Source organism: Chloroflexota bacterium (assembly GCA_014360905.1).
Lineage (GTDB): Bacteria > Chloroflexota > Anaerolineae > UBA2200 > UBA2200 > JACIWX01.
In genome coordinates, this window is sequence record JACIWW010000002.1 from 1 (window position 1) to 21,420 (window position 21,420).

Annotated in this window: 14 protein-coding genes and 2 tRNA genes; 13 read left to right on the top strand and 3 right to left on the bottom strand. The window is 53.5% G+C overall.

Annotation, left to right across the window (positions count from 1 at the left end; all coding sequences use genetic code 11):
- Positions 1 to 308 precede the first annotated feature (308 nt).
- The 10 genes from H5T67_00990 to H5T67_01035 all read left to right on the top strand — a co-directional run bounded on the left by H5T67_00990 (position 309) and on the right by H5T67_01035 (position 10,772).
- Positions 309 to 1,709 carry an efflux RND transporter periplasmic adaptor subunit gene (locus H5T67_00990; protein ID MBC7243895.1) on the top strand — a complete coding sequence of 467 codons (1,401 nt, stop codon included), beginning with the start codon at positions 309 to 311 and terminating at the stop codon, positions 1,707 to 1,709.
- A complete protein-coding gene (locus H5T67_00995; GenBank protein ID MBC7243896.1) occupies positions 1,706 to 2,431 on the top strand; it encodes an ABC transporter ATP-binding protein in 726 nt (241 codons plus the stop codon). Before H5T67_00990 ends, H5T67_00995 begins: the two co-directional genes overlap by 4 nt.
- A gap of 11 nt (positions 2,432 to 2,442) precedes the next feature.
- Positions 2,443 to 3,675: an ABC transporter permease gene (locus H5T67_01000; GenBank protein ID MBC7243897.1), complete on the top strand. Its 1,233-nt coding sequence runs from the start codon at positions 2,443 to 2,445 to the stop codon at positions 3,673 to 3,675.
- Between the two features lie 174 nt (positions 3,676 to 3,849).
- A tRNA-Ala gene (locus tag H5T67_01005) sits at positions 3,850 to 3,922 on the top strand.
- A 262-nt stretch (positions 3,923 to 4,184) separates the two neighbouring features.
- Positions 4,185 to 4,257: transfer RNA gene (locus H5T67_01010), tRNA-Ala, on the top strand.
- Positions 4,258 to 4,411: 154 nt separating this feature from the next.
- Positions 4,412 to 6,862 (top strand): leucine--tRNA ligase, encoded by a 2,451-nt coding sequence (locus H5T67_01015; protein ID MBC7243898.1) that lies wholly within the window; start codon positions 4,412 to 4,414, stop codon positions 6,860 to 6,862.
- 93 nt (positions 6,863 to 6,955) lie between these two features.
- On the top strand, positions 6,956 to 8,143 hold the full coding sequence (gene xseA / locus H5T67_01020) for an exodeoxyribonuclease VII large subunit (protein MBC7243899.1): 1,188 nt from the start codon (positions 6,956 to 6,958) through the stop codon (positions 8,141 to 8,143).
- Positions 8,144 to 8,175: 32 nt separating this feature from the next.
- A complete protein-coding gene (gene xseB / locus H5T67_01025; GenBank protein ID MBC7243900.1) occupies positions 8,176 to 8,418 on the top strand; it encodes an exodeoxyribonuclease VII small subunit in 243 nt (80 codons plus the stop codon).
- 97 nt (positions 8,419 to 8,515) lie between these two features.
- Complete coding sequence (locus H5T67_01030; protein MBC7243901.1) at positions 8,516 to 9,505, top strand: L-threonine 3-dehydrogenase; 990 nt, start codon at positions 8,516 to 8,518, stop codon at positions 9,503 to 9,505.
- 82 nt (positions 9,506 to 9,587) lie between these two features.
- A complete protein-coding gene (locus H5T67_01035) occupies positions 9,588 to 10,772 on the top strand; it encodes a glycine C-acetyltransferase (GenBank protein MBC7243902.1) in 1,185 nt (394 codons plus the stop codon).
- Between the two features lie 120 nt (positions 10,773 to 10,892).
- Here H5T67_01035 and H5T67_01040 read toward each other — a convergent pair whose 3' ends face one another.
- Positions 10,893 to 12,095 carry a 6-phosphofructokinase gene (locus tag H5T67_01040; GenBank protein MBC7243903.1) on the bottom strand — a complete coding sequence of 401 codons (1,203 nt, stop codon included), beginning with the start codon at positions 12,093 to 12,095 and terminating at the stop codon, positions 10,893 to 10,895.
- A gap of 299 nt (positions 12,096 to 12,394) precedes the next feature.
- Between H5T67_01040 and H5T67_01045 the strand changes: the two genes are divergently transcribed.
- The 3 genes from H5T67_01045 (at position 12,395) to H5T67_01055 (ending at position 16,552) form a co-directional block, all read left to right on the top strand.
- Entirely contained in the window at positions 12,395 to 12,781 is a 387-nt protein-coding gene (locus H5T67_01045) for a septum formation initiator family protein (protein ID MBC7243904.1), read from the top strand.
- Between the two features lie 103 nt (positions 12,782 to 12,884).
- Positions 12,885 to 13,562: a hypothetical protein gene (locus H5T67_01050; protein MBC7243905.1), complete on the top strand. Its 678-nt coding sequence runs from the start codon at positions 12,885 to 12,887 to the stop codon at positions 13,560 to 13,562.
- A gap of 5 nt (positions 13,563 to 13,567) precedes the next feature.
- Positions 13,568 to 16,552 carry a DUF2723 domain-containing protein gene (locus H5T67_01055; protein MBC7243906.1) on the top strand — a complete coding sequence of 995 codons (2,985 nt, stop codon included), beginning with the start codon at positions 13,568 to 13,570 and terminating at the stop codon, positions 16,550 to 16,552.
- A 49-nt stretch (positions 16,553 to 16,601) separates the two neighbouring features.
- On the opposite strand, the gene H5T67_01060 is transcribed toward H5T67_01055, so the two are convergent.
- Together H5T67_01060 and H5T67_01065 are read right to left on the bottom strand one after the other, a co-directional pair.
- On the bottom strand, positions 16,602 to 20,120 hold the full coding sequence (locus tag H5T67_01060; GenBank protein ID MBC7243907.1) for a hypothetical protein: 3,519 nt from the start codon (positions 20,118 to 20,120) through the stop codon (positions 16,602 to 16,604).
- Entirely contained in the window at positions 20,117 to 21,385 is a 1,269-nt protein-coding gene (locus H5T67_01065; protein ID MBC7243908.1) for a hypothetical protein, read from the bottom strand. The genes H5T67_01060 and H5T67_01065 overlap by 4 nt, the downstream gene beginning before the upstream one ends.
- Positions 21,386 to 21,420: the final 35 nt, after the last annotated feature.

Consider the following 21,420-nt stretch of genomic DNA (forward strand, 5'->3'; position numbering starts at 1 on the left):
CAGTGGCGCTGATGCTCTTGGTTTCTTGATAGGTCTGCAGCAGCAGTTTTCTTGCCTGAAAGCGGTTCATAGCGTATACTTCCCTGTAGGCCAGATCGGCCATAGGCGGTGCTCCTCCTGGTGCAGTTGTTTCCACAATTCTTTTACCACAGGAGCACCCCCTTTTGTCAAAATCGCCTGTACCACCTGGTAACGATCTGTTGGCGCAAGCGCAGGTCTGTTTGACGATTGCTTGAATTGGAGTATAATTAATATTTAGCGTTGCGAAATATTATGATGCATTGTAGTAGCAGGAGAGGAAACCAACGATGAAAAGAAGAAATATCGGATTGTTGATTACAGTTGTTGTGGTGGCTCTTATTGGTCTTATAGGCTTACGTGTGGCAAGACAAAGAGCCTCCCCAACTATTGAGTATGAAACCGTTCCAGTTCGACGAGATACCATTCTGGCTACCGTCAATGCCTCTGGCAGCGTAAAGCCAAAAAAGAAAGTGACCTTAGTGTTCCCATCTGGGGGCTTGCTGGCAGCAATCAACGTACAGGTTGGGCAGAGGGTCGAAGCAGGCCAGGAACTGGCATGGTTGGACACGCGTCAATTAGAATTGAATGTAGCCCAGGCGGAGGCTACGCTGAAGATCAACCAGGCTCGTTTGGCTCAGGTCAAGGCTGGGCCATCTGCAGCAGATTTGGCTGCTGCAGAAGCAGCGCTGGAGAGTGCGCAAGCGCTATACGAGTCTGCCAAGAAGAAACTGAACCTGAAAGATGAGCAGTTATCCATGGCAGAGGCAGATTTGAAGAGAGCCGAATTGGCTTTGCAGGATGCGCAGGCAGCCTATGACCGCGTAGCATGGCGCCCCGATATCGGGATGCTGCCACAGGCAGCAGCCCTCGAAAGGGCAACTCTTGACTACCAGAGGGCATTAGCGAATTACAAACTGCAGGTAGCGGCGATTGATGACACCGCTTTCAAGAGTGCTGCTGCTCAGCTAGCCCAAGCCAAGGCTCAGTTGGAAAAATTGCGCCGAAATCCAACTCCAGAAGAACTAGCGATTGCTGAAGCACAGGTCGAACAGGCAAAAGCTGCCTTGGAACAAGCAAAACTTCGCCTAACTGACGCCATCCTTGTAGCGCCTTTCTCAGGAACGGTGCTTTCCATAGGAGCAGAGGTGGGTGAGTTAGTGAGCGCGGCAACGCCTGTTATCGTGCTGGCGGATTTAGCCCATTATTATATTGACGCTAGCGTGGATGAGGCCGATATCGGCCTGGTGCAATCGGGACAGGATGCAATAATTACACTGGATGCTTTCCCCGACGCTACACTGACGGGCAGGGTAGCGCGCATTCATCCTCTGGGTACGGTATCACAAGGAGTGGTTAGCTATGCTGTAGAGATCGAGGTCACTTCTGCAGAAGTAGCGATCCAGCCCAACATGACCGCCATAGTGGACATTGTTGTAGCCAGGAAAGAAGGGGTCCTGGTGGTACCTAACCGCGCCGTGAAACGAGACAATGCAGCAAGGTACTCGGTTGAGGTTTTCACAGGAAGTAAAGTGGAGCAGCGCTCGGTGGCGATTGGGTTGAGCAATGAGCTCGTTACAGAAATAGTAAGCGGCTTGCGCGAAGGAGAGGAAGTGGTTGTGTATGCTCCGCGGCGCAATGTCCTGGAGCAATTCGCATCCCCATTCGGATTTGGAGGACGTTCCCAATGATCAAGTTGGAAGGTGTCACCAAAATCTACAGAATGGGTACTGTTGAAGTACCTGCCTTGCGTGGCATAGACCTCGAAGTAGCCCCTGGCGAGTTTATGGCTATCATGGGGCCGTCTGGTTCTGGCAAGAGCACGCTGATGAATATTGTGGGTTGTCTGGACCAGCCCACCAGTGGACAGTACTATCTGGATGGCATACCGGTAAGCCAACTGACGGACAACCAACTGGCTGAGATTCGCAACAAGAAGATTGGCTTCGTCTTTCAGAACTATAACCTGTTGCCAAGGACTAGCGCCATTGCCAATGTGGAGATTCCCATGATCTATGCGGGTATGTCCATGTCCGCAAGACGGGCGAGAGCGATCGAGGCTCTGCAGAGCGTAGGTCTTGGTGATCGCTTGCATCACAAGCCGAACGAGCTGTCGGGAGGTGAGCAGCAACGTGTCGCTATCGCGCGTGCGTTGGTCAATGAGCCTGCGATTATCCTGGCGGACGAGCCAACGGGCAATCTGGACACCAAAACCGGTAGGGAAATCATTAGCATTTTTCAACGGCTTAACCAGGAACGCGGCATCACGATCATCTTTGTGACCCATGACCCAGACGTAGCATCGTGTACAAGGCGCATCGTGCGCTTACGGGATGGCCTGGTCGTGGGCGAGGAAAGAATAGACGTGCCGTGTGCTGATGAAATTGCCCGCACGGAACTCGATAGAGAGTGATGGGAACAACGATGGATATTGTCGAGAGCATCCGCTTAGCCATGCATGGGCTGTCTGCCAACAAGTTGCGCTCTGCATTGACGATGCTGGGCATTATCATTGGCGTTGGTGCTGTGATTGCCCTTTTGTCCATCGGCCAGGGCGCGCAGAAAGCGATAACAGCGCAAATACAGGGCATTGGCTCGAATTTGATTTTCATCATCCCTGGGAGTTTCACACAAAGGGGTGCATCCTTTGGCATGGGCACTCTGGCCAGCTTGACCCTAGAAGATGCCAAAGCCATCGCTGATCCGGCCAATTGCCCGGATGTTGCTGCCGTGGCACCACAGCAAACACGCAATGCTCAGATCATCTTCCGAAACCACAATACTAATGCAAGCGTGGTGGGCACAACTCCTGAATTTGCCTTCATCAGAAGGGTGGAGCTGGAACAGGGATACTTTTTCAATGACCAGGACCTGGCCACGGCGGCACGGGTGGCAGTGCTGGGTGGCCGGTTAGCGTTGGACCTTTTTGAGACAGAAAGCCCAGTGGGTCAGACAATACGCATCAATCGCATACCATTTCGCGTTATTGGTGTTTTGGTGGAACAGGGTGGTGGGGGGTCAATTGACACTTCGGTCTTTGTACCTATCACCTCAGCAAAAACGCGCCTTTTCGGAACAGTTACGGCTAGAGGTGGCGGAAGCGCGGTATCTTTGATCAACGCGTCAGTCGTGAGCGAGGATCGGATAGACGCAGCAATCGAACAGATCACTGAACTGCTCCGTCAAAGGCATCGCATTCGGTATCAGCAAGATGATTTTACCGTCACGAGTCAGAAGGATATCCTGGGCGTGTTAAACCAGGTCACCAATATTCTGACCATTTTCTTGGGCGCCATTGCGGCTATTTCTCTGCTGGTCGGTGGCATCGGGATCATGAATATCATGTTGGTCTCTGTGACGGAGCGGACGCGAGAAATCGGCATCCGCAAGGCTGTGGGTGCCAAACGTCGGGACATCATGGTGCAATTCCTGATCGAAGCTATCGTACTGAGCATTATTGGCGGGATCATTGGCATTGGTTTTGGCGCTTTGGCTGCTGCGGCAGTCAACAATACAGGTGTTTTGGTTACCACAGTTTCTCCGCAAGCAGTTGCCTTGGCTGTGGCCTTTTCCGTGGCGGTAGGATTATTCTTCGGACTCTATCCAGCCGCCCGTGCTGCCAGTCTCAATCCGATAGAAGCCTTGCGTTATGAATGATGATGCGGCAGCAAAAGCAACCGCATCCATATTGCACCGGGGCACTGAATCGGCTTAAAAACAATCGCTATTCCCTATGGAGCTGTAGCATGCGCACGGATAATACGTTGCAAGGCAAAGCGCAACGTGAATTTGACAAGCAGGCTCGATTGCACTATACTTATGATTGCAAATGGGGCTGTAGCTCAGTTGGGAGAGCGCGTCAATCGCACTGATGAGGTCAGGGGTTCGAATCCCCTCAGCTCCACAGACGGCATGTAGTAGATAGCCGCCTGTATAAAGCAAAGGCTGCGAACAGGAGTAGTAGGCTATCCCTCACAGAGAGCCAGGCATCAATGAGGTGGAAGCCTGGCAGCGGTGCCCAGAGGGAGCACAAGAGCTGAACTCGCCTGGGAGCTGCTGCGGTGAGCCCCCTTGATGCTGCCATGATGACGGCAGATCAAAGCGAGGGTTAGCCCCAGACGGATGGTGTCCGTTAACGCGCCCAAAGAGGGTAGAATTCGTATTGTGGGGATGTAGCTCAATTGGGAGAGCGCCTCAATGGCATTGAGGAGGTCAGGGGTTCGAATCCCCTCATCTCCATCTTACCGACACATGGGAACCGGCACAAGGTTGTGGCCTGGCATCCCCAATCCGATTTCTACCAATCAGGGTGGTACCGCGGAGAGCGCTTCGCCCCTGTGCGAAGCGCTCTTTTCTTATAGCATTCATAGCAGCGGTTGAGATGGAGGTTAGCATGAAAAAAGAGAAATATAACCCATTGGTCATTGAACCCAAATGGCAGAAGAGATGGAAAGCCGACAAGTTATATCACGCTCGCGAGGATGACCCTCGACCGAAATTCTATTTTCTGACCATGCTCCCTTATACATCGGGTGATTTGCACATCGGTCACTGGTATGCCATGGCGCCATCGGATGCCAAGGCGCGCTACATCCGCATGAAGGGGTACAACGTCATGTTCCCCATAGGGTTCGATGCTTTTGGCCTGCCTGCAGAAGAGGCAGCGATTAAGCACGGGATCCATCCTTACAAGTGGACGATGGCCAATATCGAACGCATGCGGGGACAACTGAAGAGCATGGGAGCGATGTGGGATTGGGAGCGAGAGGCGATCACCTGCGACCCGAGTTACTACAAATGGACACAGTGGTTCTTCCTCAAGTTCTATGAGCATGGGCTGGCTTACCGCGCCATGGCCCCTGTGGATTGGTGCCCGCATTGCAACACATCGCTGGCTCGTGAGCAGGTATGGGGGGAGGACCGGCACTGTGAGCGTTGCGGCACGCCAGTGATCAAAAAGGATCTGGAGCAGTGGTTCTTTCGCATCACCAAGTATGCTGAAGAGCTCTTGGATTTCAGCAAGATCGACTGGCCCGAACGCGTGGTGACCATGCAGAGAAACTGGATTGGCCGCAGCGAGGGCGTGCGCTTTGAATTGGGCATCGAGGGTTCAGCAAAAAAGATCCCGGTCTTCACGACACGGCCTGATACGGTGTTTGGCATGACTTTTGCCGTGTTGTCACCGGAGCATCCACTGGTGAATGAATTGACCACGCCTGAGCATCGCGCAGAAGTCGAGGCGTATCAGTTCAAAGCACGGCGCATGGCAGAGATCGATCGCTTATCCACAGAGAGGGAGCGCGATGGCGTCTTTATTGGCACATATGCCATCAATCCCATGAACGGTGAAAAGGTCCCCTTGTACGTTGCAGATTACGTGTTGATGACCTACGGCACTGGTGCTATCATGGGCGTTCCGGCCCACGATGAGCGGGACTTTGATTTTGCGCGACGCTATCGCCTGCCTATACCGGTGGTGATTGCACCGCCTGATTGGGATGGAGAACCACTGAAGGCCGCTTATGTAGGTGAGGGGACGATGGTCAATTCCGGGCGCTTCAATGGCATGTCAAGCCGTGAAGGCTGGGAAGCGATCGCAGATGAGATGGAAAAACAGGGCATTGGCTACCGTGATGTACAATACAGGTTGCACGATTGGCTGATCTCGCGACAGCGTTACTGGGGCGCCCCGATTCCCATTGTCTACTGCCCAGACTGCGGCATTGTGCCTGTGCCTGAGGAGCAATTGCCTGTGCTGCTGCCAGAGGATGCCGAATTCCTGCCCACTGGTGAATCGCCGCTGAAGTACCACGAGGGATTCCTACATACGACTTGTCCAAGATGCGGCCGCCCTGCAGAACGTGAGACAGATACGATGGACACTTTTATGTGTTCCTCCTGGTATCACATGCGCTATACCAGCCCAGGGTATGACAAAGGCCCCTTTGATCCAGCGCGCTACAAGTATTGGATGCCGGTAGATCAGTATACCGGTGGTATTGAGCATGCCACGATGCATCTGCTCTACACGCGTTTCTTCACCAAGGCCTGCCGAGACATTGGCATTTTGGATCACGATGAACCCATGTTGCGCTTGTTCAACCAAGGCATCATCTTGGGTGAAGATAATGAGAAGATGAGCAAATCGCGGGGGAATGTCGTAAACCCTGATGATTACGTGAAATCCATGGGCGCTGACACCACACGTGCCTACTTGATGTTTATTGGCCCATGGGAGGCTGGTGGCCCCTGGAGCAGTCGCGGCATCGAGGGAGTATACAGGTTCTTGCACCGGGTTTGGGATGCCGTGGTGAGCCCGCCCAAGCACTTTGACCGACAGGCCAGCTCTGAGGAGGTTGCTGCCCTGCGGCGCATGACGCACAAGACCATTCGCAAAGTAACGGACGACATGGAAGCTTTTCGCTTCAATACCGCTATTGCTGCATTAATGGAATTCAACAACTACTTGCTCAAGGCTAAGAACACGCCTGTTGTCCATTCGGACGCCTGGACTGAGGCAGTGCGCTCCCTCATCCTAATGTTAGCTCCGATTGCTCCACATCTGGCAGAGGAGTTATGGGAGCGTATCGGTGGCTCTTACAGCGTGCATACTCAGTTTTGGCCCGCATGGGATGAAGCAGCAGCGGCGGAGGAAATGGTGACTTTGGTTGTGCAGGTCAATGGCAAAGTGCGCGATCGTCTATCCGTGCCAGTGGGGCTGAGCGAAGAAAGAGCACAGGAATTGGCGCTAGGCAGTGAGAAGGTGCAGCGCTACGTGGCCAACAAGAACGTAGTCAAGGTCGTCTACGTGCGTGACGAGCTTATCAATCTTGTGGTGATGTAACGCTTTTACCGCCAGATAACACCAGATGCTTGCATGTTCCTTGCAGGCATCTGGTGTTTTGTCTATCGCTGCCCCATGTAGTATAGTTAGAGCGTGCAGATTTACACCGTTAGCCAGGTTACCCAATACATTAAAAGCCTGTTCGACATAGACCCCCTGCTCCAGGATTTGTGGGTGGAGGGCGAAATCTCCAATTGCACGCAGTCAACGGCGGGGCATATCTACTTTACACTAAAGGATGCCCATGCGCAACTGCGCTGCGTGCTGTGGCGTTCCCAGGTCCCGCGTTTGGAACATCAACCAGTGAATGGCAATGCAGTCATCGTGCACGGCCGCGCCTCGGTCTATGAGGTACAGGGCAGCTACCAACTCTATGTGGATCAGATACAACCTCTAGGCACAGGTGCATTGTTCCTGCAGTTCCTAGCGCTCAAGGAAAAATTGGAACGGGAGGGACTGTTCGCTCCAGAACGCAAGCGCCTTTTGCCCCGTTTTCCGCGGCGTTTGGGCATTGTTACCTCGCCTGTTGGAGCAGCTATTCGCGATATCCTGCACATTCTGCAAAGACGCTACCCCCTTGCTGAGGTCATTCTCGCGCCGACGTTAGTGCAGGGAGAGGAGGCACCGCCCCAGATTGTTGCGGCGATCGAGGCACTGAATGCCTATGCTGATGTGGATTTGATCATTGTCGCTCGTGGCGGAGGCTCTTTGGAGGAACTTTGGGCTTTCAATGACGAACGAGTCGCGCGTGCTATATTTGCTTCTAAAATCCCGATTATCTCCGGAATAGGGCATGAAACGGATTACACGATTGTAGATTTTGTGGCTGATATGCGAGCCCCCACCCCGTCGGCTGCTGCGGAGCTCGCAGTACCTGATCGGCAGGCATTGCACGCCCAGATTGCGCAGTACCGTGATGCCCTCTATCAGCAGATGAAACGACGCTTTGCGGAGAACCTAAGAGAGGTGGAGCACGCGATGGACGTTCTACGTCGGTTCTCTCCAAAGGCTATGGTGGATAGTTGGCGCCAGAGTCTAGACGAAGAACGCCAAAAAATGTGGAGGGCACAAAAACATCATCTGACTCTGCTGCGACAGCAGGTGACCAGCCTCAGGCTTCGTTTGCAGGCCTTGAGCCCACAATCCATCTTAGATCGTGGCTACGCAGTTGTATCCCGTCGTGATACTGGCGTAGTGGTAAAGAGCACGTCCCAAGTGGCTTCTGGGGATGCGCTGGATGTTCGCATCAGCGATGGTCATTTCACGAGCACTGTGGATTGAGGGGATAGTAGAGAAGCTGAAGGAGAATGCCCATGGAAGGAAAGGAAATAGCCAATCTGACCTTTGAGCAAGCATTTCAACAACTTGAGGAAGTCGTGCGACTCTTGGAAAGCGGCGATTTGCCATTGGAGCAATCCCTGGCTTTGTTCGAAAAAGGTGTGCTGCTGGCCAGGCTATGCGAGAGCAAACTCGATGAAGCGGAACAAAAAGTAAGTCAACTAGTTGGTATAAACAGCGGAAGCCCGGTGCTCAAGCCATTTAGCGTAGCAGAATAAGTCCCCTGAATCTGCATCCACGCGATCTTTGCCAGGTACAGTTACCTGTGTTATACTCAAGGGACAGAGCAATACAAGATTTCTCAAAGGAGAGAACATGGCCAAAAAGACATTTGCAGGCAAAAGTCCCCGTATTCTGGTTACTGGTGCTGTTGGTCAGATAGGCTCTGAATTGACACCGGCACTGCGACAACGATACGGCGCAGAAAATGTCGTAGCCGCTGGCCATAGGAAACCTCCTAGCGCTGAACTTCGTGACGCAGGTCCCTTTGAATTCATTGATGTAACCAGACGGGAAACGATCGAAGCGGTGGTGGACAAGTACAGCATTGACACTATTTATCACCTGGCTGCCATCCTTTCCGCTGCAGGGGAAAAGAACCCCCAACTGGCGTGGGATGTAAACATCAATGGACTGTACAACGTCCTGGAAGTGGCACGCGAGCGCAAACTCGTGCGGGTTTTCTGCCCTAGTTCCATTGCTGCTTTTGGTCCGGAAACTCCGCGAGACAACACACCGCAAGAAACGGTTCTTCGCCCTAGAACCATGTACGGAGTGACCAAGGTCGCTGGCGAACTGTTGTGCGACTATTACTTTTATCGTTTTGGTGTAGATGTGCGTGGCGTCCGTTACCCTGGCATCATCAGCAGCGAGACACCGCCAGGCGGTGGTACTACGGACTATGCGGTGGAGATCTTTTATGAGGCCATCAAATACAAACGCTACAATTGCTTTTTGAGAGAAGACACCGTCTTGCCTATGATGTACATGCCGGACTGCATCAAGGCCACCATACAATTGATGGAAGCGGATCTCTCCCAGTTGACCCGGCATTCCGACTACAACCTGGCTGCGTTCAACTTCTCGCCGGCAGAGTTGGTGGCCGAAATCAAGAAGCACATTCCTGACCTGACTTGCACCTACAATCCTGACTTTCGTCAGCAAATTGCAGATTCTTGGCCACGGAGCATTGACGACAGTGCTGCGCGCAGGGATTGGGGCTGGAAACCGGATTATGACTTGGCAACAATGGTAGCGGATATGCTGGAGAAGTTGGGGAAGAAGCACGCGGAAGGGAAGTTATAGAAACAGGTAGCAAGGTAAGGAGTGCAATGGACCGCGAGATGCTCGTGGTGTGGTCCATAACTTGATCTAGGAGGGGAAAGGAATGGAAAAGGATAAGCTGGCTTTCATTGACGAAGATGTTGCCAGCCTGAAGGAGCAAGGGCTGTTTATCCGTATCCCAACAATTGAGAGCGCCCAAGGCCCCTGGCTCATCGTGGACGGCAAACAAGTGCTCAATTTTTGCTCCAATAATTATCTGGGCCTGGCCAATCACCCTCGCATGAAAGAGGCGGCCAAAAAGGCGATTGACCAATTCGGCGTAGGCCCTGCCGCCGTGCGTTCCATTGCGGGTACGATTAGCCTGCACCTGGAATTTGAGCGGCGTATTGCGGCGTTCAAAGGAGTGGAGGATGCGCTTTATGTGCAGTCAGGTTTCTGCGCCAACCAGGCGGCAATTCCGCCCTTGGTGGGCAAGGAAGATGTCGTTTTCTCCGACCGACTGAACCACGCTTCGATCATCGATGGCTGTCGGTTATCCGGTGCAAAGATCATTGTCTACGAGCACTGCGATGCAGCCGATGCAGAGCGCGTTATCAGGGAGAACTTGCCCAATTACCGGCGGGGTATGCTGATCACGGATGGCGTGTTCAGCATGGATGGCGATATTGCCCCATTGGACAAATTGTACGAAATTGCCGAACGTTATGGTGTGTTGACCATGGTGGATGATGCCCATGGCGAAGGGGTGCTGGGCCGGGGCGGTCGAGGCATCGTGGACCACTTTGGACTGCACGGCAAATTTGATGTGGAAATTGGCACGCTTTCCAAGGCTTTCGGCGTGGTTGGCGGCGTTATCGCAGGGAAGCGCAAAATTGTGGACTATTTGCGGCAGAAAGCGCGGCCTTTTCTCTTCTCTAGTGCTGTAACTGCTGCCGATACTGCCGCCTGCCTGGCTGCAGTGGACATCCTGGAATCCTCAACCGAATTGGTGGATCGTCTGTGGGAGAACACCCGTTACTTCAAAGCAGAAGTCCAACGCCTAGGTTTTGACACGGGCAATAGCGTAACGCCTATTACCCCTATCATGCTTGGCGAAGCGCCGTTAGCCAAGGAGTTCTCGAAGAGGCTATTTGACCATGGTGTTTTTGCCATGGCCATTGGTTTTCCCACGGTGCCACGTGGCAAGGCGCGCATCCGCGTCATGATCTCTGCCTCGCACAGCAAGGATGACCTGGATCAGGGTTTGGAAGCCTTTGCCAAAGTAGGCAAGGAGTTGGGAGTTATTTAGCAGGACGCGCGAGGCTATTTTTAAAAGACAAGGTGTTGCGAAGGGCTCCCATACTGCCAAACGTTGGGCACGGGAGCCCCACCTGCTTGCTTTTGGGCCATTTTAGCATCCCACGGAGCATTATACGAAATACTTCACCAAGCGCACATACTTTGGCTGTAGTTCGCCAATCAATGGCCGCGCATAGGCCAGAAAAGCCTCGGTGGGGTAATTCCCTGCTTCGTTCATGAATTCAGGCGGCAGCATCCTCTCCTTATTGGCAATTTCTCCTAGGCTGGCGACGCCCAGAGAGCAGTGATACTCGGGACCTGGGTCACGGATGAGTGTGATCATACCCTCGGCCCGCCCCGCCACAGCTTCTTTGACCGCCTGTCGCCCAACCCGGTAGGCTTCCTCCAAGTCAATTGGTGAAGCGCAGATCATCAGGGAGCGTTGAATGTAGTTCGGCTTGTCTAAGCGCACTTTCAGCCCCAATCGCCCAGTGAGCAACGTAGCGACAAAGTCGCTTACGCCGCCTTTCATGCGGTGACCAAAAGCATCGATCTCTTTTGGTGCATACTCCTCGCCCAATGTCTTGCCTGGCGCTTCCTGCGCTCCCTCGCTCATGGCAATGACCACATGCCCCCGTTCTTCGTAGCAGCGTTTTACGTCTTCCGTAAGTTGTTCCACGCTGACCGGCCGTTCCGGGACATACACCAGGTGTGGAGCGTCGCCTTCTTCTTCCCTGGCCAATGCCGCCGCTGCGGTGAGCCACCCAGCATTGCGCCCCATGATCTCGACGATTTTCACAGGGCTTTCAGGTCCCATTGCTTCCGTGTCCCGCCCGGTATCGCGAACGGCCATGGCCACAAAGCGCGCGGCGCTGGGATAGCCAGGACAGTGATCGGTGGCCCACAAGTCATTGTCCACGGTTTTGGGCACGCCAATGACATGCAGTTCATAGCCTGCATCGGCAGCCAATTTGTGCAATTGCCAGCTTGTATCCGCTGAATCGTTGCCACCGATATAGTGCAGGTAGCGAATGTTCCGTGCCTTCAACACTTCCAGAATGCGTTCATAATCCTTAGGCGTGACTTTGTAGCGCACGGTTCCTAACGCTGCACCGGGCGTATGGCGCAAACCCTCAATTACCTCTGGGGATTGCCGTCGCAAATCGATAAACTGGTCCTGCAGCAAACCGCGGATGCCTCGGTACATGCCGTAAATCTCACCAATCTCATCATGAGCCATTGCCTCGTGGATCACCCCACATAGACTGTTGTTAATGGCTACTGTTGGCCCGCCAGACTGCCCAACGACGAGGTTACCCTTTGCCTTGCTCATGTCTCCTCCTTTAATAACCATAGTACTGACTTGCCCGCAACAAGGCTTGTTCCTGTCAAAACCGTATCGCAGCGGTCTTTCCCTTGCTTCATCCAATATCTATCACGGCGCTTACATTGTAGCACTGGCAGCGTGAGCGAGCAAATGCCTGTTCAAGAGAATCTGCAGCCGTGTACACCGAATTGACTCCATAGCAAAATGGGTATATTATTTTAGCATAAGAGCTTGGTAAAGCAGTCATCTTCTTTGCAAAATTATTGTATGCTGGGGTGTGGACAATGAGGAACGGAAGACAACGTTTGCCAATTCCACAAACCGATATCATAACCGTGCTTGCTGCTATTGCCGCCGTTTTCTTCGTCCTTGCATTTGGTGGTAAGGCAGTGGAAGGATATCGCGTACAGCGATACAATGCCGTGCTGCGTGCAGAAGTTGCCGCGCTGCGAGAAGAGCAGGAAAGCCTCAAGAAGCGCCTGGAACATGTGCAAACTCCAGAATATATAGAAGAGGTAGCACGCGAGCAGTACAAATGGGTCAAACCGGGCGAAAACCCAATCATCTCGATCTTCCGAAGCCGTCCTATCATGCTCACGACCCCAACCTTGGTGTCTCAGCCCGAAGCACTTGCTGCTTCATCGCTTTCCCACTGGCCAGAGTGGTTCGACCTGTTGAAAGGGAACCGGTGAATCCGCTATGGGAGCTCCTGAGCACAGGTCCAGATTGGATTGGACCCAAGCAGGGTTGGGCCTTCTTTTGTTTTTACTGGCTGTACTGACAGGATGCGGCGCCTTGCGTTTTCCCGGGCAGACACCTGGGCTACTCGATTCCACTCTAGTTGAATCCATTCCTACACCAACGCTGGCACCTGTGCTCCTTACACCCGTGCCAACCAATACTCCGATGCCTTCTGCTGCCCCCTTGTCCTCACCCACCCCCACTTTTGGTTTGCCATTGCCTGAACCTACTTGCCTTGCCACTCCCATGTGGGGTTTAGGGGATGTGTGGAGAAACGACCCTGTGCGCACGCGGCTGGGCTGCCCGGTTGGGGAGCAAATCGGGGTGCAAGGTGAGGAAGTATACTTCCAAAATGGGCGCATGCTGTGGCGCCCAGATAGCGGACTGATTTATGTGCTTTTCGAGAGAACGCAGGCTGAGGGCTGGGGAGCCTTCGTGGACACCTTTCAGCCTTCTGATGCAGAGGTTTCCCCGGCTGTAATTGAACCGACACCCATGCCTGGCGGGCCGATCTATGCCCAGCCTACGGGAAGGTTTGGCAAGATTTGGCGCGAGAACGCTTGGCTGCGGGAACGCCTGGGATGGGCAGTGCTTCAGAATCCCAAGGGCCAGAAGGATCCTATTGTCCATTTCAATGGAGCATTGCAAGACTTCGAACGCGGCGTTTTGTTCTGGGATGGGGTCACCTGTTTCGTGCTCCGCACCGATGATATGTCCTGGGACATGTACTAGGGGAGGTGAACACGCTGCTCGCCAAGATTGAGCATCTCTGGAGGAGTGAGAAGGGCGAGCGCCAGTGGGGTCGTGACACAGTTCGCCCCTATCTACCATTGCTATCTGTACTGGCACTGGGCTTCTATGTGAGCCGAATATTCGTGGAGGTGTTTCCATACCCCATTCCCTTCCTGCTTCTATGGCTCGCCAGCGCCGCTATAGCGGTATTGGCAGGGGGTTCGTTGATTCTATGGGGTCGTAAGCGCCCTTTAGATTCCTCTCCATTCTTGATTCTTTACCTCTATATCCTCTGGCCTTGGCAGAGTCCTACTTTGGCCTGCAGCATTGGGTTCATTGCTATCATCGCTTTTGCACACAGCAACATGCGCCAAATGCATCCATCGCTGAAAGACGGGATACTTTTTATCGCATGCTTGGTTTTATATGTACACACACTCGCCCCCACTATCTTGCCGGCCGATAGCGGTGAATTTCAGCTCGTTGCCCACGTCTTAGGCATCGCTCACCCCCCAGGGTATCCCTTTTACACTATGCTAGCCAAGTTGTTTACCTTCATCCCATGGGGAGATATTGCCCATCGTGTGAATCTGCTTTCTGCCGTAACCAGCGCGTTCGCTTTGTTAACACTGAGCTCTACAGTCAGGTGCGTTACGGGATCGGGCATGGCCGGCTGGATTGCAGCCGCAATGCTTGGCGTCGCCCCTACCTTCTGGGCGCAGAGCACGACGGCAAATATCCGCAGTTTAACTGCGCTGTTCACCGCCCTGCAATTGCATGCTCTTGTTGCTTATGCTGAGAAGAAACAGCCCAACTACTTGCTAGTCTTTGCCTTCGTGCTGGGTCTGGGCTTGACTCATCACAGTTCGCTCCTTCTATTGGCACCACCCTATATAGTTTTTCTGCTGCTTTCTGATCCTGCGCTATTGCGCAAGCCTCGTGTATGGCTGCGCCCCTTGCTGGCTTTTCTGCTGTCCTTGTCCATTCTGCTCTATCTCCCTCTGCGCAGCGCAATGGGTGCGCCCTTTGACCCACAGCCCATCCGTAGTCTGTCTGGATTCCTGAACCATGTTTTGGCCCTGGGCTTTCGTGGGGATATGTTCTATTTCGTTCAGCCCTCTGTGTTGCTGGCTAGGCTCAGGGTGTTGGGGAATATCCTAGCCCTTGAATTTACGTCCATTTGGCTGGTTTGGGGCATTGTCGGCACAGGCAGTCTGTTGCTACGCCGGAAAAAGCTGTTGCTGCTCTATGGCGGTGTCTTTTTGGTCAATGCGTTAACTGCAGCTACTTACCGTGCCCCACAAACTGTGGAATATCTGATGCCCGCTTACGTTGCGTTGGCATTCATCTGCGCCTATGGGGCGTGGTCATTCAGCGGCTTGCTGCGCCTTCGCTCCCTTTCATCTCTGGTGTTGGCTATAGCCATGCTGGTACCTGCTGTGATGCTCTGGCGCAACTACCCCAGCTTCAGGCAACTGAGTCGAGATGTATCTGCGCGCCAATATGCAGAAGGTTTGCTTGCTGAAGCCCCCCAAGGGGCTTGTATCCTGGCCAATTGGCACTATGCGACGCCCCTTTGGTATCTTCAGCGCGTCGAGAAAGTGCGTCCTGACGTGGAAGTGCTCTACGTCTATCCAGAGGGAGCAGAACCAATTGCTCAAACCTGGTTACGGCGCTTGAAGAGCATTGTGGCCAAGTGCCCGACGATTGTCACCAACTATTATCCCGAGTTTCAGGATACCCCTTATACATTTCAACCCTTCGCTGGGGCTTTTGCGGTGCAAACTGCACCCATTTACCAAATACCAGGCGAAGCCCTTGCCTCAACGATGTCATTCGATAACCGTATTGAACTAGTGGGCTACCGACTTGAGAAGAGCATTGTCTCTCCGGCAGACACGCTGATCTTGCGCACCTATTGGCGTCCGATAGTCAGGCTGGAGCGTGATTACTCGTTCTTCGTTCATCTGGTGGATGAGACAGGCACAGTTTTAGGCCAAGGGGATACTACTCATCCTGCTGCGCGTTACGAAGTTAGCCAAGTGGTTGTAGATGAATACCGCATTCCCTTATTGCCCACAGCAAGGCCTGGGCACTACCGACTGATCTTTGGAGTCTATATCACCCTGGCTGGAGGCGGCTGGCAAAGGCTAACGACTGCTGATGGCGGTGATATGGTGAGTCTGACTGAAGTAGCAGTTGAACCCTCGGATGCCGCCCCGGTGACATTGCACGAGTTGTATCGCCCATTTGCCTGTGGCTATACCCTATTAGGGGCGGATTATGATCGCAGCCTACCGGATCAGCTCCGTGTATATTTGCACTGGCGCGCTGATCACACAGTGACAGAGCAATGGCGAGCAGTGGTGTTCTCAAAGGGCTCCCCTTTAGCCATGGCTGCCTTGCCTGCTCTACCTAAGGGCACCTATTGTACAACGGCGCACGACTTGCCGGCTGAAGCAGCGAGTCTGGCCTTAGAGGTACAAACTGTCGCTGGTGCTTCCAGCGCCTGGTTGGGGCCTTGGAAGATTCCCCTTGGTTCTCGGGTGAACCTGCCAATGCCATGGGCAGATGCGAGGTACATCCCTTTGGGCGGCGAGATGATCTTGGTAAGGGCAGAATACCCGCTCGGCTTGTGCTATGACGATCCGTTGCATGCACGGGCCACTTTTGTGGGTGCCAAGCCTATTACCAACGACTATACCGTTTCTGTGAGCATTGTGGGGGTAAACGGCACGTGGCGTGCTCAACACGATGGAACACCTGCGCTAGGAGCGATACCGACACTGAAGTGGATCCGTGGCGTTACCGTTTTTGATGACCACGATTTGCACTTGCCGCCGATTGCTACTGGACATGGCGTGCTGCATCTGACAGTTTACGATGCCTTCACGATGAGACTCCTGCCGATACTGGACGAACGTCTGGCACGCCTGGGACAGGGGACTCGGATTGAGCTGGGGGAAGTAGAAGTCTCGTGCCATCGCTAAAGCCCGGGTGCATGCATTCCGCTCTTAGCCAAGTGGGAATGTGACTCTCTTAAGGTTGGATCGCCTCCTTCAGCAGCAGTCTGTCGGCAGAAACAACCAAATCGGGTGAGGCGGCAATGGGCAAACGTCCGGCAGGGTCGTAAAGCCCAACAGCCAGGTAATAGGTTCCTGACACTATCCCTTCCAAGGATAGCGCTACCCGGCTACTCACAACCTCACTGGGCACCCAACGCGTTGTCGGGTAGGCATCGCCTCCAGCAAGGATGTCCTGCTGAGCGACAATCTTCTCTGTCGCTGGATCGAAGAGGTGCACAAATACTTTGTAATCTGTGTTCATGATAGATAGGGCTTGCCAGTGCAACGTCAAGAGCAATTCCCTTCCCGTGCGTTGCAAATCGTAGCCCAATAGACGAACCTGTCCCCCAAAGTCGGCATTGACCGCTGTTTGCATCTGCGGTATGACAAAGTTGCGTGGCGCTGCGCTAACTCGTACAGGTGTCGGCAGAACAAAGGTTCCTTCTTCTTTCCCAGAGCGCGTTTCGAGCACGGTGAGCACTACAGCATACTCTCCCACGGGGAATTCGCGATCCAGTTGCACTGTGCAATGGCTGGCAACAATGGCATCTTTTGGCCACAGGGAGCTGGCATAGCCACTGATTAGAGGCAGTGTCTGTTGATACAGAACAGTTCCCGCTGCGTCCCGCAGCAATATGCGATATTCATAGTCCTGCTCTATGCGATTTGCGGCAGCCCACTTGAGCGAAATCGTCAATTTTGCACCTTGCTCCAGTGCGAGAGCGGACAACTGAGCCGCACTCAACGCAAGAGTCGGGTTGAAGTGGTGCAGCACTGGATAATCGCGGCGTACTGTGGGATAAGTAACGCGGACGTTGGGGATCATTGCCGTGCTAATGGGTCGCAATGAAGCAGATTCGTAGAGCGTTACTTGGAGGCTGTACGATGTACCCGGTGGTGTTCCATCATCGAGCGCGAGGGTGTAATGATCGTGGACCAATTCTCCGGGATGCCACATGCCAGTCGGATAGAAACCATAGCCTGGTTGGGTATCCAGTCTGGCCACATCCCAGCCTGATGGATCTTTCAGGCGCAGGGCGATCTTGTAATTCTGAGGAGGTGTGGCGAGAACTCGCCAGGTTAGCATCACCTCTATCGAGCCCGGCGTGTTTTGGGTGGTCTGCGCTCTGGAGAGAGCAATGCACTCGCCAAACTTTTGCAAAATTGGTTCATCCGTAGAGGACAGTATTTGGTTATTAATGCGCACCGGCAGCAGATAGGTTGTACCTAGCGTTTCACCACGCGCAGTGATGGGTCGGATTTCTCCCTCCGGGGTATATACTTGAACGCTCAGGAGGTAGATTCCCCGCATTGTGCTCAATGGAATGGGCAAAACATGCGTGATGGTGTTAGCGACAAGCGGTTCCTCTATGGCTACCACCGCCTGTGGCGCAGCAAAGAGGTGTTGTGCAGGTGAGACGAGCGCGATCTTAACTACCAAGTCGGCGCGTTGGACGCTGCTCCAGTACGTGGTAATGGTCAGGCTCTCGCCAGCTTGAGCCTCTGAAGCTGAAAGCTCATAGGATATGAATTTCGCCGCATCACCAAAGCGGACGCCATCTGGGTTGTGATGCAGGTAAGGGATGCGGTCAAAGTCCATCGTCAGGTCCAATCGTTCTGCAGAAGCACTCCTTGTGATTGCTAGGTCGCTTTCATCGGCAGAAGACTGTACATGCATAGCCATTGTTAGAAGTGTCGTCAAGATGACTGTGATGATCACGAGCAAACGCCGGCTGAACCGTACTTCTCGGATGAACAAAAACAAAATCAGGATCGAGGCTAGCGTTGAGAGGATTTCGGCGCCAAGTTGTATCCTCGTGCGTCCCAGGCGCAAAAATATCTCATGCTGACCCTGTCCTAGACGTAGCCCGATGTATCCCAGACCTGGGAATGCTTCTATTGCCACGCGCTGCCCATCTATTAAAGCTTCCCAGCCGGGGTAGTAATACGTATGAAAAGCCAGAAGTGCTTCAGGTGAGATCACTTCAATGACCCAACGTTCGGATGTGGGTCCCACCACGAGAGGATTTGCCCATGCGATTTGACCCTCTATGACCAAGGGGGTAGGTTTTGATTCACCCTGCCAAAATACTTCTGAAGTGAAAGGTCGTGGGTCAACCCAACGCGGCAAGTAATCGTTACGGATTGTTGTGCCAACGTTCGCTGTGAAGTACTCGTACAACATCAGCCGCTGTGTAGTAATATCGCTTTCATTAATGAGGAGCCGTTCTGGATGCAATCCGGCAAGGGCAGAGAGCAAGACAAGCGAACTCAACAAGAACGCTACCCACAGGTTTTGTCTTGACCGCCTTGGGATAAGATAGGCTACGAGGAGGCTGATTGCGAGTGCTTGCAATGACAGGAAACGCCAGGGGAATTGCACTATGGGCAACAGCGGAAGATGATCCCACAGTGGCCGGGAGAGCGGTGTGATCATCCAGGTGGCGGACATGAAAAAGAGCGTGACAAAAGCGCTTTGGGCTTCGATACGGCGCCGTCGAATCCACCAGAATACGATGGTCAATACCCCGGATGCCGCCAACACAGCCTGAACCAGACCCATGCAGAAGGGTTGCTTGTCCGCCGTGATAGCGTAATCGAAGATAAAACTACGTTGCACCAGGTCCAGGCTGCGGAAATGTAATGCATAGTTAAAATAGCCGGTGGTCATATCTTTCAGATATACGTATTTCGTCTCAGTCAAGGCTGGCAGCCAGAACCAGGCACTCAGCAGTATGCCGATACCAAGCGCCAATAAACTGGCCATAGCATATCGCGACTTGCTCCGACCAGTCCATATTAGCCATACGACATAGAGCAAAACAAACGGGCTGAAAATCAGAGCAGAGATGTTGTGCGTAAGGATCAGACCTGCATAAGACAAAGCAACCATGGCAACCGCACGTAGTAGCGAGGCGGTCTCCTGCTGGAGTTGTTTCTGCAGGCGTAACAGGGACCAGAGGATAAAAGGGAAGAAGATAAAGGCGTAAAACTCGGAGAGGGAATCCCCGCGTACATAGACATTGACCAGGTGAAAAGGAGCGCACGAATAGACCAGTGCCGCACATAGACTAGCAGCTGGGCAGTGCCCTAGCTCGCAGCTCAAGGCATAGACGGCTACAGACGCAAAGACGAAGCCGAGCGCCTGCGTTAGTTTGATTGCCCAGATGTAGCTCAAGCCCACCAGTTTCCATGCAGCGGCAAGGTAATATGGCAATGAAGCATAGAAGTTGAAAAAGGGATAGCCCAGGCCGTAGGCAGCATTAGGCATCCATCGCGCAGGAAATATGCCTGCCCTGAGGTTGAGCACAAGTTGTTGCACGCGCACCAGCAAAAACGGGCTATCACCACCAGCCCGCGTGTTCACCAGCCCATTGCCAAAGAGCAGAGGGAAAGCAGGAATAAGAGCCAGTGCAATAACTAGCCCCCACTCCCATAAAGACTTGTCCCAAAACCAAGTCTTGCTTCTCTCTTTCGGCCTTAGAGCGGTCACAGTTGCCTTCGCAAGTAATGCAACGCAACAGGTATAGCCAGTGCTAAAGCAGCTAAAATGATGCCACTTACTTGATAAGTAGCCCGCACCATTTCTTTCACAATCGGTCTAGGCGTCGGGGTAGCAGTTGGTGTTGCTGTAGGCGTAGCTGTAGCAGTAGCCGTTGGCGTGGGTTGGAAATATGCCCCCAACTCAACCACGGTCCTCCCGCCAGGTACAATGGCTAACGCCCAATCATCGGGGACAGTGGACACATAGCCTGGCGGATTCTGTCGCTTGAGGAAATAGGTGCCCTCTGCCAATCCCGTGAAGCAGTAAGGCTCGCTCAGACCATCTGTCATGTAACTCTCCAATTCCAGCCAGTTGCTGTCGAACAAGGAGATGACAGACCCAGCAATCAGATCTTCACCCTCGTCGTGCCGGCCGTTGTGGTTGTCATCGCCAAAAGTGCTCACGCATACCTGCCCAGGAGCTGGTGTCGGGGTGGGGGTAGGTGTAGGCGTCATAGTCGGTGTAGCAGTGAGCGTGGGCGTTGGAGTATCTTTTGGGGTGTTCGTGGGACGCGGCGTTGCCGTCGCAGGACGCACCACAGTCAAGCACACATCGTCCCAGTAGGAATCATTGAATTGGACGCGAAACTCAGGTTGGCCGCGCAAGAAGACAGTGATTGTACTGGCTTTGGCGACAGCCCGGACCTCCAATTGCATCCAGGTGTTATACTCCATACGCGGTTCTGACCAGACAACGTTCGGTGAGTTCCAGTCTGTACCACCGGTAGGGTCTATACCCACATAAACGCGGTAATTCCCCGGACTAACTACTGTATCCGGGTTGGGATCCTGGCTACTCCAGGCTTGTACCCAGGCCGAGAAAGTGAGCTTGCTCCCTACCGGGACTTGCACTTGTTGGAGAAGGCCAGCGTTATGCGTAGCGAAGGTAGTGAAAAACTTTTGCGCAAAGTTTCCACTGCGCACCCGACGCCTGCCATAACGGGCAGCATCCTCAGGCTTGTACTCGGGCCGGCAGTAGTATCCTTGCATTTGCCCAGGGCCATCCTGCCACCATGGGTGCCACCCGTTGGCAACAGATACTTCACCCGCACCACGATCACTGAAGCCTTCCTCGAAACCTGGATTGAGCAAAGCATTGCCGGGGCACTCCCCTTGAGCCGCCGATTCAACCCACGTGAGGATCGGCCACAGCAGTGAGCAGGCGAATATGAGCCATGAAACTACTAGGGTACGAACCAGGCATCTCAGCGACATTGATGAATTTCTACCTCCTGACGTTTGGATGCACG